Origin of the sequence: Mesorhizobium silamurunense, assembly GCF_014843905.1 — a bacterium.
In the GTDB taxonomy this organism is placed as follows: domain Bacteria; phylum Pseudomonadota; class Alphaproteobacteria; order Rhizobiales; family Rhizobiaceae; genus Mesorhizobium; species Mesorhizobium silamurunense.
This window is the reverse complement of record NZ_LPVS01000077.1, coordinates 34,899-50,950: the sequence shown is the minus strand read 5'-3', so window position 1 is coordinate 50,950 and position 16,052 is coordinate 34,899. Positions and strand designations below refer to the sequence as shown.

The following is a 16,052-nucleotide window of genomic DNA, read 5'->3' as shown; positions in this document are numbered from 1 at the left end:
CGCACCAGGCTCCGGTCGTACCGATCGGATCGTGGGGCAATGCCATCATGGTCCAGTGCGTCCATGGCACGTCATGGAGAGGGGCGGCGCCTATCACAGGCCCGAATGTTGCCTCACCATTTCCAGCCTTTCCGCCTCCGACAAGCTCTGGCGCAGTGCGAAGGCCTGTTCGGCATCTGGACCGGCGAGATACAGAACCCGGCCGGTGCTGTCGGTCGCTGCCGTGAAAATGATCTCGGCGATTGACGCAGGGCTGGAATAGTTGCCCCGCCGCGCAGTCATCGCCGCCATGACCTTGGACAGGGTGTCGCTATAGGCATGCTCACCCTCCGCGAATGTCTGCGCGAGCGATCGACCGGTGAAATCCGTGGCCACCCCGCCCGGCGCGATGACCTTGGCGCGGATGCCGAGCGGCGCGAGCTCGAAGGACAAGGACTCGGTGAAGCCGACCACTGCGAATTTGGTCGCATGATAGAGGGAGAAAAAGGGAAGAGTTATCAGACCTCCAAGCGAGGCGATATTGATGATCGTGCCGCTGCCCTGACGGCGCATTGCCGGCAGGACCGCGCGAGTCACGGCGAAGACGCCATCGACATTGGTGGCAAACTGGCGGCGGATCTGTTCGTCGGTCGCCGTTTCGAACGGGCCGAACAGACCGTAGCCGGCGTTGTTGACGACGACATCGATCCGGCCAAATCGCTCCAGCGTTGCCGTGACCGCCGTCTTGACCGAAGCAGGATCGGTAACGTCGAGCGGCAGCACCGTAACGTGCTGATGTTCCGCCGGCGCAGCGCTGGCGGGAGGGTTCCGCATGGTGGCGGCGACGCGCCAGCCGCGTTCGGCGAAGAGATGCACGGCGGCGTGGCCGATCCCGGTCGAGGCGCCGGTGATCAGGACAACGGGGGAACCTTCAACAGACATGACATTGCTCCTTTAGCGAAAATTTATTCGCCAATCATTAGCGAAAATTTATTCGCTTAACAAGCAAAAAAAGCCTGTCAGGACCGGATGCCGTCCCAACAGAGCTGGAAGGCGACGGCACGGCTTTCTTCAGTGTCGGTGATCGCCCCGGCGCGAATCAGCCGCGCGGTCTCGCGGACCGAGCCGATGAACAGCGAGGTCAGGAAAGGTGCCGGCACAGCTTTCAGCGCCTCCGCCCCCTGTCCCTCGGTGACGATCTGCATCAGCCCGTCGCTGAGCCGCGAGCTGTAGGCGCGGCTCTCATCGCTCATGAAGGAAGAGCCGACAAATTGCTCCATGAAGCTGACCTGGTCGTGCCAACGCAGGCGATGATCAAGCATCCTGGTCCACACGCCGCGCACTCGCGCCTTGAGCGGCGCCGTGGCGTCAATTTCGCCGCCATAGAAATCCACCGCCTCGCGCTTGGCGCGGCGGAACACCTCGTTGAACAGCGCCTCCTTATCGGCGAAATAGACATAAAGCGTGCTCGTACCGATGCCGGCCGCCTTGGCGATTTCGGCCAGGGTCAGGCCGAACAGCCCGCGCTCGGCCGCCAGGCGACAGGTCGCGGCAATAACGGCATCCAGTTTCTTCTCGTCCTTGAGCTTCATGGCCGCAACCATAACCGAACTATTTTTCGTTAAAAAGAGGGATTCGGCGGCACTGAGCGAGTGCCGGTCCAGGGATGCCTCCGGTAAAGCGCTTGCCGATCCTTGTCAGCGCGCGCTGCGCGACAAACCTGCTCGCACCGCCTCGGCTCAATCTTCGACGAAGCGGATATCCGCCTCTGTGACACAATAGGGCGCGTAACGGAAATCGCGGATCCCCGCGACCTGATCGCCGCGCCAGTCGATCAGCACGAAGCCGCGCACCGCATCGCCCGCCTGCGGGTTGCGGATAAGGATCGCCGGCCGGCCCTCGACGAAGCCGAGCGACAGCGCCCAGTCGCCGACGCGGTCGTAATTGCCGAAATAGGTCGAGGCCTCCTTCTTGCCCTGCAAGCGGGTACGGTTGACGACGTCGACCTGGATGTCCTCGGCGATCAGCGCCCTGACGGCGTCGAAGTCGCGCGCGTTGAACAGGTCGACGTAACGGCGCAGCCAACGCTCCTCTTGCGGACCGAGCTTCGGTACGGGCACTTCGTCCGGCGCCGCTGCCAGCGCCTTCAACTCAGCCCGACCTCGATGCAGCGCCGCCTTGGTGGCGGCAAGCGTGGCGCCCGTCGCCTCGCAGGTCTCAAACAGGCTGAGGCCGAGCACGTCGACGAGGATCACCGCGCTGCGATGCGCCAGCGTAAGCTGCATGAAGCTGCGCAGGCTCGTCGCCGCCGCGAGCCGCGCCTCCGCGCTGGCGGAGAGATCTTCTATTCCGGTCATGTCGGCCTCGGTCATGCGGGAGCGCTCCCGCTGGCGGCGGCGCAGATGATCCTGCGCCGCATTATGGGCGATGCGGAACAGCCACTGCTCTGGACGCTCGACCGAGGCGCCGCCGTCATGCGCGGCAAGCGCCTTCACCGCCGCCTCCTGCACGATGTCCTCGCCCTCGATCGCCGAGCCGGCCATGCGGGCGGCATAGCGGTGCAGTTTAGGCCGCAGGCCGACGAGCATGGATTCAAGTGCTGAGCGGTCGAATTTCGCTGTGCTCATCGTCCTGGTTCTCTCAATCGCCGGCTCGCTGGGCCATACCGCGCCCGGTTAGGCCGGCACGGCCTCGTCTGTGTTCGCCAGCATATGGTAGTTGCCGATGATCTTCGCCGGCGAGCGGACCAGCGGTGTCGAGCGCCGCCCGGCGTGATCGGCGCCGAAGGCCTTGAAAGCCTCGAGCCCTGTAAGCGCCGAACTGTCTTTTTCATAACCGACGACGTGGATGAATTCGCCGTTGTCGAGTTCGAGCACGAGATAGCGCACGGATTGCGGTTTCGTTTCATCCAGCGCCTCGAACACCTTTGCCACCAGCGTCCGGTTCTCGGCGATGCTGGCGTCCTTCACGCCGTAGCGGATGAGGTTGTAGTTCATTTGTCGTCTCCTGTTTCATGTGTCTGCGTGAGGAAGACGTTTCGCGTCGCCGAAAAGATTCTCATCGGCTCGCGAATCTTTTTGCCGGGGGCAGACGTCTTTCACGCGTAGAGGCCGCGCCGGCCGGGGGCAGACGTCTTTCACGCGTAGAGGCCGCGCCCGCGGCCGCGATGAGGAGAGACATAATGCATATCCAGTTTGCCGAACTGCCCGTATCCGCCAAGGCGTTCTATACCGAAAACCTTGCCTGCCAGGTCATTGCCGATCACCCGATGGGCGATGGTGGCTGGCGCTGGGTCGAGGTGGCTTTTCCCTTCGCGGTCACCAACCTGCATTTCATCAGCCGCACCGATGCGGCACCAAGCGCCGAGCCGGTGCTCGTCCTGGTCGACGATGATGTCGAAGCAACTGTCGCTTCGCTCAAGGCCAAGGGCGTCGAGATCGTCACCGAGCCGCAGGAAGCGCCATGGCAGCCGGGCCGCACCGTGGCCGAATTCCGCGACAGCGAAGGCAACCGCATGATGCTAGCCAGCCGATAGTTTGGCGGCATACCCTCACATCGTGTCGTCGGATCGCGGGTCAACCACGCCCGCCGCGACGCGCCCTAAGTCGCCCCACGAGGCAGTCATCGGCGTTGTTAACCCCCTAGCTGTTGCAGCTTACGACAGGCACGCCTTGCGCCCTCACGGCATCTCTGGCGACATCTCTCTTTGTTGCCATCCCTGCATCGCCCAATGGATTCTGGTTTAGGAGATGCGGTCGTTTCCGCCGAACGATTGGCGGAGGGTTCATTGATAGGCAACGAGGTTAGCGGTTTGCGACTGACCTTCTTCGGCAGGATTTTTTTGTGTGGCGGCGCAGGTGCTTCGAACTTGGCAATTCGGCTCTTTGCAATTTCGATAAATGCACCATTCGGAAATGCCGCTAGATAGGCGCGATACATCGAGACATCGGATGTATCCTTGATCGATTTCCAAAATTCGAGCTCCGTCGCCGTGTTGATGTCTGGCTGATAGGGTTCTGCCGGAGACCGACTAGACGCGGCATCTGGGTTGAATGAGAACCCCGGCTCCACCAGGGATGAGTTGCTCCAGGGGACCTGCCTCCCGGCAGTCTCGTTCATGACGTCCAACCGGACGCGACGCATAAGGATTTCAATGTCGATCGAAGGAGTTTTTATGCGCTTCACGAGAGAGTCTGCAAACGGGCTATGATTGACGGCTCCATCGAGGGCGACGTTGCCGGGCTGTGTTGCAAAGCCGATAAAGACTCCCCTGCCAGCCTCCAAGGCTCCCAGCCCCTTTCCTATGGCAAGGCCGCGACTTTGACCCTGTCCACTCAATTGCTTAACGAAAGGATTGTCCCGACAGGCATCAAGAAGGACGATGGCGGTATTTTCCTCGGCCGTCATGGCGGCGATAATGTCTTGCAGGCGCTCAGCCTCGAGAGCCAAGTCGGCCGGACGTTGAAGGGCGGCATCAACAGGCAATAAGTAGTTTTCTCCGTTCGCTTGGAGCCCGTGTCCGGCGTAGTAAAAAAGGGAGACGTCACCCGGCTGCAAGTTTCGCCTGAATTTTCCGATGAGTTCCCTGAACGTTGATGCGTCAGCATCCAATCCGAGGGTGACCTCAAAACCTGTCTCTCGCAAAACCTGAGCGATCGCATTGGCGTCATTCACCCCGTTGGGGAGCGATGGCGCATAGCGGTAGGCGGAGTTGCCGATCACAAGTGCATATCTGTGGCTCCGTTGACCTATTTGGGCTTCAGAGGCAGCCGGTGTCGACAAGCCGGCCAGAAAAAGAAGGCACGCGCACAACAAGCAAATCTTGGACATTGCGACGTTCCCGAGTAACGGAGAATATTAGCATCTGTTAAAGCGCGTGGGTACCCGCCGCATGAGGCGCTCTTGCTTAGGAAAGTGTCCAAAGTTGCCGGAGCCGGCCCTGTTGCAGTCTCCGCGCATCGTCACGCTTTTTCTGGGACCGACTTCAAGGAATAATCAATCGCCGGAATGATGCCGCAGCAGACAAGGTGGTCTGGCTCACGAGCTTGCAAGAACACCGTTCGATCGTTCAGACCACCGCACCCGCCGCCGCCCGCCCCGCGCTGCGGCCGGAAAAGATGCAACCGCCGAGGAAGGTGCCTTCCAGCGCCGCATAGCCATGCACGCCGCCGCCGCCGAAGCCGGCGACCTCGCCGACCGCATAGAGCCCCGGCACGGGCTGTCCGGCGGCATCGAGCACGCGGCTGTCGAGGTCGGTCTGCAGGCCGCCCAGCGTCTTGCGGGTGAGCACGTTGAGGCGCACGGCAATCAGCGGACCGTTTGCCGGATCGAGCATCTTGTGCGGCTTGGCCGTGCGGATCAGCCTGTCGCCGAGATAGGCGCGCGCGCCGCGCAGCGCGGTGATCTGCGCATCCTTGGAGAACGGATTGTCGAGCTGCATGTCGCGGGCGCGGATCTCGCGTTCGACCTGCGCCACATCGAGCAGCGGCTCGCCGCCGGCCAGCGCGTTCATCCGCGCCACCAGCTTCGGCAACCCGGCCTCGACGATGAAATCTTCGCCTTTTTCCATGAAGGCTTTCACCGGGCCGGGAATGCCCGACGTCGCGCGATCCAGAACCTGCCGCCAGCTTTTGCCGGTGAGATCGGGGTTTTGTTCCGAGCCCGACAGCGCGAACTCCTTCTGGATGATCTTCTTGGTCAGGATGAACCAGGAATAGTCGAAGCCGGTGCTCATGATGTGGCCGAGCGTGGCTAAGGTGTCGAAGCCGGGATAAAGCGGCACCGGCAGCCGTTTTCCACGCGCATCGAGCCAGAGCGATGACGGACCGGGCAGGATGCGGATCGCGTGATCCGTCCAGATCGGCGCCCAGTTCTTGATCCCCTCGACATAGTGCCACATGCGGTCGCGGTTGATGACGCTGCCGCCGGCCGCTTCCGAGATTGCCAGCATGCGCCCGTCGACATGATCGGGCACGCCGGTGATCATCCGTTTCGGCGCCGTGCCCAGGCGCTGCGGCCAGTTCTGGCGCACCAGCTCGTGATTGCCGCCGATGCCGCCCGAGGCGACGATCACCGCTTGCGCCCGCAGCTCGAAATCGCCGACCACGTCGCGCGAGCTCTTGCGGCCGCGTTCGACAGTGCTTGCCTCGAGGACGTCGCCGCGCACGCCGGTCACCGTCTTGCCGGTTTGCGTGATCTCGTTGACCCGGTGGCGGAACTTGAACTGGACGAGCCCTCGCTTTTGCGCCTCGCGCACGCGCTGCACGAACGGTTCGAGCACGCCCGGCCCGGTGCCCCAGGTGATGTGGAAGCGCGGCACCGAATTGCCGTGGCCGGACGCATTGCCGCCGCCGCGCTCGGCCCAGCCGACGACGGGGAAAAACTTCAACCCGCGCTCGATCAGCCAGGAGCGCTTCTCGCCGGCGGCGAAGCCGACATAGGCCACCGCCCATTTGCGCGGCCAGAAGTCCTCAGGCCGGTCGAAGGCGGCGGTGCCCATCCAGTCTTCGAGCGCGAGGTCGTGGGAATCGCGGATGCGCATGCGCCGCTGCTCGGGCGAATCGACCAGGAACAGCCCGCCGAACGACCAGAAGGCTTGGCCGCCCAGCGATTGTTCCGGCTCCTGGTCGACGATGATGGTCTTTCTGCCGGCCTCGGCCAGCTCGGCCGCGGCGACGAGGCCCGCCAGCCCCGCGCCGACGATGATGACGTCCGCGTCGTCAGCCATGTTTTCCTCCCCCCAAAACAGCCATTGGCGACGTGTCAGACGGGCTCCCAGCCGTCCTTGTTGCCGGCGCGGAAGATGGCGTCGATGACCTTCTGGTTGAGCACTGATTCCTCCAGTGTGAAGACGCGGTCCTTGCCGCCCTGGGCGGCACGCACGAAGGCCTCGCACTCCAGCCGGTACTGCTGCGTGCCGGGGAAGCGGAATACCTGCGCCTCGGTGTGGTTCTGGTTGTGCAACTCGATGCGGTGGTGGTCGTAGAGGCCGGCATTGAACGGGGCAAAGACCTCGATGAAACCCTTCTCGCCGTGGAACACCATCACCTGCCGCGCCGCCATCTGCGTCGAGAGGTAGAAGGACAGTTCGAAGTCGCCGAAATCGGCGCGGATCGAGGAGTAGATGTCGGTGCCGAAGGTCTTGTCGCGCTCGATCGTCGCCTGCACGCGGACTGGCTCCTTGCCGGTTGAGAACCGAGTCGACACCGTCGGATAGACACCGATATCGGGCAGCGCGCCGCCGCCGAGATCGAGCTGGTTGCGCATGTTCTTGGGGTCGACATTGTAGTAGGAAAACGCGCCCTGCACGTGGCGCAGTCGGCCGATCGCGCCGCCGGCGATGAGGTCGCGCACCTTGATCCATTGCGGGTGGTAGGTGACCATGAAGGCCTCGCAGACCAGCACCTTCTTGGCGTCGCGCAGCTTGATCAGCGGCGGAATGTCCTTGGCGTCGAGCGCCAGCGGCTTCTCGACCAGCACATGTTTTCCCGCCTCGATCGCCTTTGCCGTCCACTCGACATGCTGCGAGGTGGGCAGCGGGATGTAGACGCCGTCGACCTCCTTGGAGGCGAGCAATTCCTCATAGGAGCCGAAAGCATGGCGAGCGCCGAAGCGGTCGGCAAGCGCGCGTGCCTTCGCCAGATCGCGGCTGGCGATCGCCGACAGCACGCCGTTTTCCGAGTCCACGATCGCCGGCAAAAGCTGCTCGCGGCCGATCTTGGCCGTCGACAGAACACCCCATCGGAACATTGTGCTTCTCCATGTCGGTTACATCGATGGAGGTGTGCCCGAAATCGGCGGAAAAGCCAATGAAGGATACGCTCCATTCCTCGCCCCACGGAGTGGGGAGAGGTGGCCCGGCGAAGCCGGGACGGAGAGGGGTCTTCATAAAGAACCGACGTCGGAAGCGAAGCTGCTTGATAATCACCAACTTCTCAGAGGGCCTTGCCGTCGCGGACGTCGTCCCCCGCTCCGTCCCGGCTTCGCCGGGTCACCTCTCCCCCGCCTTGCCGGTGCGAGGAAAAGGTCAGCCCCTCCTCCCCATCAGCGTCATGTTGAAGTCGACGACGTTGGAGTAGAGCGGCGTGCCGACATCCATGCCGTAGCGTGACCTCAGCACCTTGCCGGTGACATGGAACTTGATCGTGCCGGCTTTCAATCCATCCAGCTCGGCGGTGAACTTTTCCGAAAACGTCTTGCCGCGCGCCGTCAGCCGGCCGGTGACAAGGGCAGTTGTATCGCCGGTGCGGGTCACGCTGGTCGAGCGGAAATGGATTTCCGGACTATTGGCGCTGTCGAAGACCGCGTCGGAGCGCAGGAAGGCATCGATGCGGCCCTGGCCGGTGCCGACGCTCTCGGGATAGATGGTAAGGTCGACCTTCGAGCGCCCGACATCGGCATTGTCGATGCGGATCGTGCCCTTGAAGCGGGCGAAGGCGCCGTCGAAGCCGCCGCCGCCGGCCTTGCCGATGGTGAAGCGGATGCTGGAGCCCGCCGGGCTGATCGTGTAGCTGCCGGCGGCGTCACTGAGGGCGACCGCCGCGTAAACAGGCATGACAAGGCAAGCGGCAAAAGCCGCCAATCCGAGGATACGCGCATGCATGGGGATGGTCCTTTTCCTGAGGCAGCGCATTGCTATCATCTCGCCCCACCAACGAATGATGATGCCGTTCTATTCCCTGCCTGACGAAGGCGTGATCATACGCGTCAGCACACTATCGCGCAGCAGGAAGTGGTGGCGCAGTGCCGCAGCGATATGCAGGACGACAAGCGCGATACCGGCATAGGCGAGATACCAGTGCGCCGCCGACCAGAAATTTTCGGCGGCGTCTGATTCGGCGAGCGGCAGGTTCGGCATCACGAACAGATTGAACGGCATGCTCGGGATTTCCAGCGTCGATACCGAAACCAGCGCCCAGCCGGACAGAGGTAACGCGACCTGGAACGCATAGAGCGCGAAATGCGCCAGCGGCGCTGCTCGCCGCTCCAATGTTCCGACCGAAGGCGGAAGCGCCGGCGCCGCATTGCCGAGCCGCCAGGCGATGCGCAGGATGATCAGGCCGAGCAGCAGGAAGCCGAAGGATTTATGCAGCTGGATCAGCTCGAAGGACGTCCGCTGGCTTTCGATCCGCATCATGACGAAGCCGAGCACGAACTGGCCGATGAAGATGATGCCGATCAGCCAGTGGAGGATGATCATCGCCCAGCCGTAGCGGGTTGGGGAGTTGGTGATGGATGCCTGCATGGTGCGCAAACGCTCCCGCTTCCGGCTTTCTTCCGGGCGCCCCTAACAGCTGACCCTGAAGAAATCCACGAAAGCTCGCAATGCCGGCCGCATCTGGCGGCGGCTCGGATAGTAGACGAAGAAGCCGTCGAAGGACGGGCACCAGTCCTCCAGCACGCGGATCAGCCGGCCATCGGCAAGCGGCGCCCGCACATAGTCCTCGAAGACGAAGGCGAGCCCGGCGCCGTCGACCGCTACCTGGGCGATCAGGTGGTCCTCGTCGAGGATCAGCGGTCCTTCCACCGCAATCTCGATCTCCTCGCCGTCCTTCTCGAATTCCCAGCGGTAGAGGATGCCGCTGGAGAAGCGGAAGCGGATGCAACGGTGGCCGGCCAGATCGCGCGGATGGCGCGGTTTCGGCATATCCGCGAAATAGGACGGCGCGCCGACCACCGCGCCGCGGATATTCGGCCCGATCCGCACCGCGATCATGTCGCGCTGCAGGCTTTCGCCGAGCCTGACACCTGCGTCGAAGCCGCCTTCGACAACATCGGTGAAACGGTCCTCGATGACGATCTCCAGCACGATGTCGGGATAGGCGGCGGCAAAGGCGGCGAGCCGCGGGGTCAACACCAGATGCGCGGCGGTGCGCGGCACGGTCAGTCTGAGATTTCCGGCCGGCCGGTCGCGCGCCTCGACCGCCGTCTCCAGCGCCAGGTCGATCTCGGACAGCGCCGGCCGCAGCCGTTCGAGCAACTGCGCGCCTTCTTCGGTCGGCGCGACGCTGCGCGTGCTGCGCGCCAGCAGCCGCACGCCGAGTCGCGCTTCCAAGCTCTGCACCGCGTGGCTGACCGCCGACGGCGCGATGCCAAGCTCGCGCGCGGCGCCGCGGAAGCTGGCGCATTGGGCAACGGCGGCAAGCACGGCGAGCTGAGAGAGGTTGGTGCGGTTCATTGATCTATTTTATAGCACAAGCTGTGCAAAAGAGACGCGATTATCGAACGGAGTGCAAGACGTTATTTCCTGCCCATCACAACAAGGAGACGCGTGATGCAAACCCGCAAACTCGGAACTGAACTCGAAGTCTTCCCCGTCGGCCTCGGCTGCATGGGCATGAGCTTCGGCTATGGCGGCCAGCCGGAAGCCGAGGCGATCGCCACGTTGCGCCGAGCCGTCGAGATCGGCCTCACCTTCTTCGACACGGCTGAAGTCTACGGCCCCTACGAGAACGAGATCCTGCTCGGGAAGGCGTTGAAGCCGGTGCGTGACAAGGTGACCATCGCCACCAAATTCGGCTTCAAGATCGTCGACGAAGGCACCGGCATGGACCGCATGGCGGGCGTCGACAGCCGCCCCGAGCATGTCAAGGCGGTGGCGGAAGCCTCGCTGAAGCGCTTGAACACAGACGTCATCGATCTCTACTACCAGCACCGTGTCGACCCGAACGTGCCGATCGAGGACACCGTCGGCGCCATGGCCGAGCTGGTGCGTGAGGGCAAGGTGCGCGCGCTCGGCCTGTCGGAGGCAAGTGCCGCGACCATCCGCCGGGCCCATGCCGTGCATCCGATCGCCGCCGTGCAGAGCGAGTATTCGCTGTGGAGCCGCGATCCCGAGGACGAGGTCTTTGCCGTCTGCCGCGAGCTCGGCATCGGCTTTGTCCCTTACAGCCCGCTCGGCCGCGGCCTGCTCACCGGCACGATCGCCAAGCCCGATGCACTCGGCGCCGGCGACTGGCGGCTCGGCCTGCCGCGCTTCCAGGCCGAAGCCATGGAAGCCAACAACGCCGTCATCGCGGTGCTGGAAAAGCTGGCGGCGGAAAAGGGCGTGACATCGGCGCAACTGGCGCTCGCCTGGGTACTGCACCAGGGCGATTTCATCGTGCCGATCCCCGGCGCGCGAAAGATCCGCCATCTGGAGCAGAACACGGCGGCGGCCGGGATCGAGCTGAGCGCTGCAGAAGTGGCGGCGATCGGCGATGCGCTGTCGCCCGACAAGGTGGTCGGCAAGCGCTACACCGAGGAGCTGCTGGCGCTGGTGAATGGGTGAGTCCCACCACCCTCCCCCTTGTGGGGAGGGTCGGCTCGCTGACGCAGCGAAGCGGAGGCAGTGAGACGGGGTGGGGGTAGCGCCCTACGAGAACCCCCACCCCGATCCGCTATGCGGATCGACCCTCCCCCCAAGGGGGAGAGTAGTCACCAAGGCACCACACTAATCTCCGGCCAGGCTTCCTTCGCCCGCCTGCCCTTCGCCTCATGCGTCCGCTGGTTGTCCAACACCCGATTTGGCTCGATGCGAAACGAGAAGACATCGTCGAGCCCAAACGGCGCCACCAATTCGAGCTCGCCGTCGCCATCGAACCGCACCCCCACCGCATGCGTCTTCGACGCAAAGTAGCTGACCGACTCGCTCGAATTCGCATAGCGCGGGCATTCCTGCCCGAATTTCACCGGATACCACAGATGCACCCGCGCCTGGTTGCGCACTTCGACCGGCAGCGGCAATCCTTCGAAATGCCGCGCCGCCCGGCGGATCACCGCATCCTCGGCCTCGTAGGAGAGGTCGGCATCGTCGAAATAGAACAGGTCGACATCCTTGATGCCGTGGCCCGGCGGCTTGCCGGTCAGATGGTTCCAGACGCTGTTGTAGAGCGCGCCGGAAACCACCAGCCAGTCAGGCAAGGCAAGCGCACGCACCCGCGCCAGCGTCTCTGCCAGCAACGGGTCGGCCGCGACGATGGCGAGGAAGGCCGCGCGCTGCTGTTCGAACGGAAGGCCCGAATAGCGGAGATGGTTCATCGCCCTTTGAAGGGCGATTCGCCATCTGCCGGCAATCCTCACAAGCAATTCCAGGAAAAGTGCGTAGCGGTTTTCCGTCGGAATTGCGTAAAAACAAATGCTTAGAGCGGCGTTGAGCCGCGCTAAGCTCTCAGCACACCGCCCGTCTGCTTGTTGACGTTCTCGACGATGCGTTTTGCGAGCGCCTCGAAATCCTCGTCGGTCAACGTCTTTTCGACCGGCTGGATCGAGACTTCGATGGCGATCGATTTCTTGGCGGCGCCCAGCGAAGCGCCTTCGAAGACGTCGAACACCGAAACGCCGGTGACCAGTTTCTTGTCGGCGGCAAGCGCCGCACGCACCAGCGTGCCGGCCTCGACCGACCTGTCGACGACGAAGGCGAAGTCGCGCTTCACCGCCTGGAAGGGCGAAAGATCGAGCCTCGGCTTGGTGCGCGTCGGCTTCGCCTTGGGCTCCGGCACGGCGTCGACAAAGACCTCGAAGCCGCAGAGCGGCCCGGAAACGTCGAGCGCTGCAAGCGTCTTCGGATGGAACTCGCCGAAGATGCCGAGCACGGTCTTCGGCCCGAGCTTGATGGTGCCTGAGCGTCCAGGATGGTACCAGGCCGGGCCGCCGGGCTCGATCTGCAGTCGGTCGACCGGCGCGCCGCAGGCCTCGAGCGCCGCGATCGCGTCGGCCTTGGCGTCGAACACGCCGACCGGCCCGGAATTGCCGGCCCAGCTGCGGCCCGACCCGTCGAGCTTGGCGGTGCCTCGCCGCACGCCGGCGGCGACGCGCCGCTGCTGGTCGGCCGCGTCGCCTTCATAGGTGCCGGAGACTTCGAACAGCGCCACATCGCCGATGCCGCGGTCGGCATTGCGCTGCGCGGCGCTGATCAGCCCCGGCAGCAGCGAAGGCCGCATGTCGGACATGTCGGCGGCGATCGGATTGGCGAGCTTGAGTGCGTTCTGGCCGCCGCCGAACATCTCGGCGTGCTTGGCCGGAATGAACGACCAGGTGACGGCCTCCATCATGCCGCGCACGGCAAGCGCACGCTTCGCCGCACGGGTGCGCACCTGCAGCGTCGTCAGGATCTTGCCGTTGACCGCGTCATGCGAGGTCAGCGGCTGCGGCGCGATATTGTCGACGCCATGGATGCGCATCACCTCCTCGACCAGGTCGGCCTTGCCGTCGACATCCGGCCGCCAGGACGGCACCTTCACGTCGACGACGTCGCTTGACCCATGCGGCGCGAAGCCGAGCCGGGTCAGGATGCCGAGCGCTTCTTCTCTTGGCACCTCGATGCCGGTCAGCCGCTTCACTTCCGACAGCGGGAAGGAGATGATCTTCGGCTTGTGGCCGGCATAGCCCGCAACTTCGATCTCCGTCGGCGTGCCGCCGCAGAAATCGAGCACCAGCTTGGTCGCGAGCTCGACGCCAGGCACCATGAATTCGGGATCGACGCCGCGCTCGAAGCGGTAGCGCGCATCGCTGATGATGCCCAGCGTGCGGCCGGTGCGCGCCGTCGTGATCGGGTCCCAAAGGGCCGATTCGATCAGCACGTCGGTGGTGTTGTCGTCGCAGCCCGAATGCTCGCCGCCCATAATGCCGGCGATCGATTCGACGCCATTGTCGTCGGCGATCACGCACATTTCCGGCGTCAGCGTGTATTCGCGCCCGTCGAGCGCAAGCACCTTCTCGCCGTCCTTCGCTCGGCGCACGACGAGATTGCCGGCGACCTTGTTGGCGTCGAACACGTGCAGCGGCCGGCCGCGGTCGAAGGTGACAAAATTGGTGATGTCGACCAGCGCGCTGATCGGCCGCAGCCCGATGGCGATCAGCCGCTGCTGCAGCCACTTCGGCGACGGGCCGTTCTTCACGCCTTTGACCAGGGTCAGCGCGAAGCCGGGGCAGAGTTCCGGCGCCTCGATCTTGACCTTGACCGGGCACATGCCTTCGCCGGCATGCGGCATGATCGCGCCGCCGGTGAGGCGGCCGAGCCCGCTCGCCGCCAAATCGCGGGCGATGCCGTAGACGCTGGTCGCGTCCGGCCGGTTCGGCGTCAAATTGATCTCGATCACCGGATCGTCGAGATGCGCGTAAGCCGCGAAGCTGGTGCCGACCGGCGCGTCTTCGGGCAGGTCGATGATGCCGTTGTGCTCGTCGGAGATTTCCAGCTCGCGCTCCGAGCACATCATGCCGTGGCTTTCGACGCCGCGGATCTTGCCGACGGAAAGCGTCACGTCGATGCCGGGGACATAGGTGCCGGGCGCGGCGAAGGCGCCGATCAGGCCGGCGCGGGCGTTCGGCGCGCCGCACACCACTTGCACCGGCGGCTTGCCGTCGCCGGTATCGACGGTCAGCACGCGCAGCCGGTCGGCGTCGGGATGCTGCACCGCCGTCAGGACTCTCGCGATGACGAAGGGCTTCAGGCTCGCCTTGTCGTCGACATGTTCGACTTCGAGACCGATCGCGGTCAGCCGCTCGACGATCTCGGCAAGCGAGGCGTCGGTCTCGAGATGGTCCTTGAGCCAGGAGAGGGTGAATTTCATGACTGTGTTCCGTCTGAGGGTCTTGGTACGCTGGTCCTGAGATGGCGCGGCAGGTCGTCCGGCATGTGCAGGAAGGGAAGCTGCTCGCGCACATGGGCATGTAGGGTCGGCTTGAAATAGGCCGGCATGTCCATGGCGCCGAGCGTGAAATAGATGTGGCCATTGAGCCGCTCATCGGTATAGGCGATGGGCGAGCCGCAGATGCCGCAGAACGATCGCTCCACCGGGCCGTTCCGGTAGCCCTTCAGCGACTTGCCTTCGAGCGCGATCTGGTCGGTCATGAAGCCGACGAAGGCCGACACCGGCGCGCCGCTCGCCCGCCGGCAATCGCTGCAATGGCAATAGCTGATGTGATGCGGCTCGACTGACGCCTCGAACCGCACCGCGCCGCAGCGGCAGCCGCCGGTGTGCGGCGCCGTCATGCGGAAAGCCCTCCGAACAGCGTCGGCAGGTCGAGCGGCCTGAAGCCGTAATGCGACAGCCAGCGCACATCCGCGTCGAAGAAGGCGCGCAGGTCCGGCATGCCGTATTTCAGCATGGCGATGCGGTCGATGCCCATGCCCCAGGCGAAGCCCTGATATTCGTCGGGATCGACCCCGCCGTGACGCAGCACGTTGGGGTGCACCATGCCGCAGCCCAGGATCTCCATCCAGTCGGAGCCTTCGCCGAAGCGCACTTCGCCGGGTCGCGAGCGGTCGCACTGGATGTCGACCTCGAGGCTGGGCTCGGTGAACGGGAAGAAGGACGGCCGGAAGCGCATCTTCACGCTCGGCACCTCGAAGAAGGCCTTGCAGAACTCCTCCAGCACCCACTTCATGTTGGCGATGTTGGCGGTCTTGTCGATCACCAGCCCCTCGACCTGATGGAACATCGGCGAGTGCGTGGCGTCCGAATCCTGCCGGTAGGTCTTGCCGGGGATGACGATGCGGATCGGCGGCTTCTGCCGCTCCATGGTGCGGATCTGGACGGGCGAGGTGTGCGTGCGCAAAAGCTTGCGCTCGCCCTTCTCGTCCGGCTGGAAGAAGAAGGTGTCGTGCATCTCGCGCGCCGGATGGCCTTCCGGGAAATTCAGCGCGGTGAAGTTGTAGTAGTCGGTCTCGATGTCAGGACCTTCGGCGATAGAGAAGCCGAGGTCGCCGAAAATCGCCGCGATCTCGTCGATCACCTGGCTGATCGGATGGATGCGGCCCCGCTCGGCCGGCGACTGGCGCACCGGCAGTGTGACGTCGAGGGTCTCGGCCGCGAGCCGTACGGCGATCGCCACGTCCTTCAACTCCGCCTTGCGCGCCGTCAGCGCCTCGGTGACGCGGTTCTTCAGGCCGTTGATCGCCGGGCCTTTCACCTGCCGCTCCTCGGCGCTCATGGCGCCAAGTGTCTTCAGCATTTCGGAGACCGAGCCCTTCTTGCCCAGCGCCGAGACGCGCACCGCCTCGATCGCCTGCTCGTCGGTTGCCGAAGCGATCTCTGCAAGCAGCGAAGTTTCAAGGGTTTCAAGATTTCCAGCGGTGGCGTTCACGGCGAAAC

16 protein-coding genes are annotated in these 16,052 nt (G+C 64.2%); 2 read left to right on the top strand and 14 right to left on the bottom strand.

The features are described 5' to 3' along the window. Positions 1-93: 93 nt before the first annotated feature. The 4 genes from AU465_RS21995 to AU465_RS21980 all read right to left on the bottom strand — a co-directional run bounded on the left by AU465_RS21995 (position 94) and on the right by AU465_RS21980 (position 2,975). Positions 94-921, bottom strand: coding sequence for an SDR family oxidoreductase (locus AU465_RS21995; RefSeq protein WP_192252887.1), 828 nt, complete (start codon positions 919-921; stop codon positions 94-96). A 77-nt stretch (positions 922-998) separates the two neighbouring features. Continuing rightward, positions 999-1,571 (bottom strand): TetR/AcrR family transcriptional regulator, encoded by a 573-nt coding sequence (locus tag AU465_RS21990; protein ID WP_192252884.1) that lies wholly within the window; start codon positions 1,569-1,571, stop codon positions 999-1,001. A gap of 147 nt (positions 1,572-1,718) precedes the next feature. Then, complete coding sequence (locus AU465_RS21985; protein WP_192252881.1) at positions 1,719-2,606, bottom strand: RNA polymerase sigma factor; 888 nt, start codon at positions 2,604-2,606, stop codon at positions 1,719-1,721. Between the two features lie 48 nt (positions 2,607-2,654). Beyond that, on the bottom strand, positions 2,655-2,975 hold the full coding sequence (locus AU465_RS21980; protein ID WP_210325198.1) for a hypothetical protein: 321 nt from the start codon (positions 2,973-2,975) through the stop codon (positions 2,655-2,657). A gap of 185 nt (positions 2,976-3,160) precedes the next feature. Between AU465_RS21980 and AU465_RS21975 the strand changes: the two genes are divergently transcribed. Further along, positions 3,161-3,514, top strand: a complete 354-nt coding sequence (locus AU465_RS21975; RefSeq protein WP_192252878.1) for a VOC family protein — start codon at positions 3,161-3,163, stop codon at positions 3,512-3,514. A gap of 98 nt (positions 3,515-3,612) precedes the next feature. Here AU465_RS21975 and AU465_RS21970 read toward each other — a convergent pair whose 3' ends face one another. From AU465_RS21970 to AU465_RS21945, 6 genes are all read right to left on the bottom strand, one after another. Next, complete coding sequence (locus AU465_RS21970) at positions 3,613-4,809, bottom strand: caspase family protein (protein ID WP_192252875.1); 1,197 nt, start codon at positions 4,807-4,809, stop codon at positions 3,613-3,615. Between the two features lie 238 nt (positions 4,810-5,047). Beyond that, positions 5,048-6,706, bottom strand: coding sequence for an FAD-binding dehydrogenase (locus tag AU465_RS21965; RefSeq protein WP_192252872.1), 1,659 nt, complete (start codon positions 6,704-6,706; stop codon positions 5,048-5,050). A 35-nt stretch (positions 6,707-6,741) separates the two neighbouring features. Next, entirely contained in the window at positions 6,742-7,728 is a 987-nt protein-coding gene (locus tag AU465_RS21960; RefSeq protein WP_192252869.1) for a Gfo/Idh/MocA family protein, read from the bottom strand. 277 nt (positions 7,729-8,005) lie between these two features. Continuing rightward, entirely contained in the window at positions 8,006-8,581 is a 576-nt protein-coding gene (locus AU465_RS21955; protein WP_192252866.1) for a YceI family protein, read from the bottom strand. A 69-nt stretch (positions 8,582-8,650) separates the two neighbouring features. Continuing rightward, positions 8,651-9,223: a cytochrome b gene (locus AU465_RS21950; RefSeq protein WP_192252863.1), complete on the bottom strand. Its 573-nt coding sequence runs from the start codon at positions 9,221-9,223 to the stop codon at positions 8,651-8,653. 42 nt (positions 9,224-9,265) lie between these two features. Then, positions 9,266-10,156, bottom strand: coding sequence for a LysR family transcriptional regulator (locus tag AU465_RS21945; protein WP_192252860.1), 891 nt, complete (start codon positions 10,154-10,156; stop codon positions 9,266-9,268). 96 nt (positions 10,157-10,252) lie between these two features. On the opposite strand from AU465_RS21945, the gene AU465_RS21940 reads away from it, so the two are divergent. Beyond that, a complete protein-coding gene (locus tag AU465_RS21940; RefSeq protein ID WP_192252858.1) occupies positions 10,253-11,248 on the top strand; it encodes an aldo/keto reductase in 996 nt (331 codons plus the stop codon). A gap of 146 nt (positions 11,249-11,394) precedes the next feature. On the opposite strand, the gene AU465_RS21935 is transcribed toward AU465_RS21940, so the two are convergent. From AU465_RS21935 to pheS, 4 genes are all read right to left on the bottom strand, one after another. Beyond that, a complete protein-coding gene (locus AU465_RS21935; RefSeq protein ID WP_192252855.1) occupies positions 11,395-11,997 on the bottom strand; it encodes a nucleotidyltransferase family protein in 603 nt (200 codons plus the stop codon). A 122-nt stretch (positions 11,998-12,119) separates the two neighbouring features. After that, positions 12,120-14,528 (bottom strand): phenylalanine--tRNA ligase subunit beta, encoded by a 2,409-nt coding sequence (gene pheT / locus AU465_RS21930; protein ID WP_192252852.1) that lies wholly within the window; start codon positions 14,526-14,528, stop codon positions 12,120-12,122. Beyond that, positions 14,525-14,950, bottom strand: coding sequence for a GFA family protein (locus tag AU465_RS21925; protein ID WP_192252849.1), 426 nt, complete (start codon positions 14,948-14,950; stop codon positions 14,525-14,527). The genes pheT and AU465_RS21925 overlap by 4 nt, the downstream gene beginning before the upstream one ends. Beyond that, complete coding sequence (gene pheS, locus AU465_RS21920; protein ID WP_192252846.1) at positions 14,947-16,044, bottom strand: phenylalanine--tRNA ligase subunit alpha; 1,098 nt, start codon at positions 16,042-16,044, stop codon at positions 14,947-14,949. Before pheS ends, AU465_RS21925 begins: the two co-directional genes overlap by 4 nt. Positions 16,045-16,052: the final 8 nt, after the last annotated feature.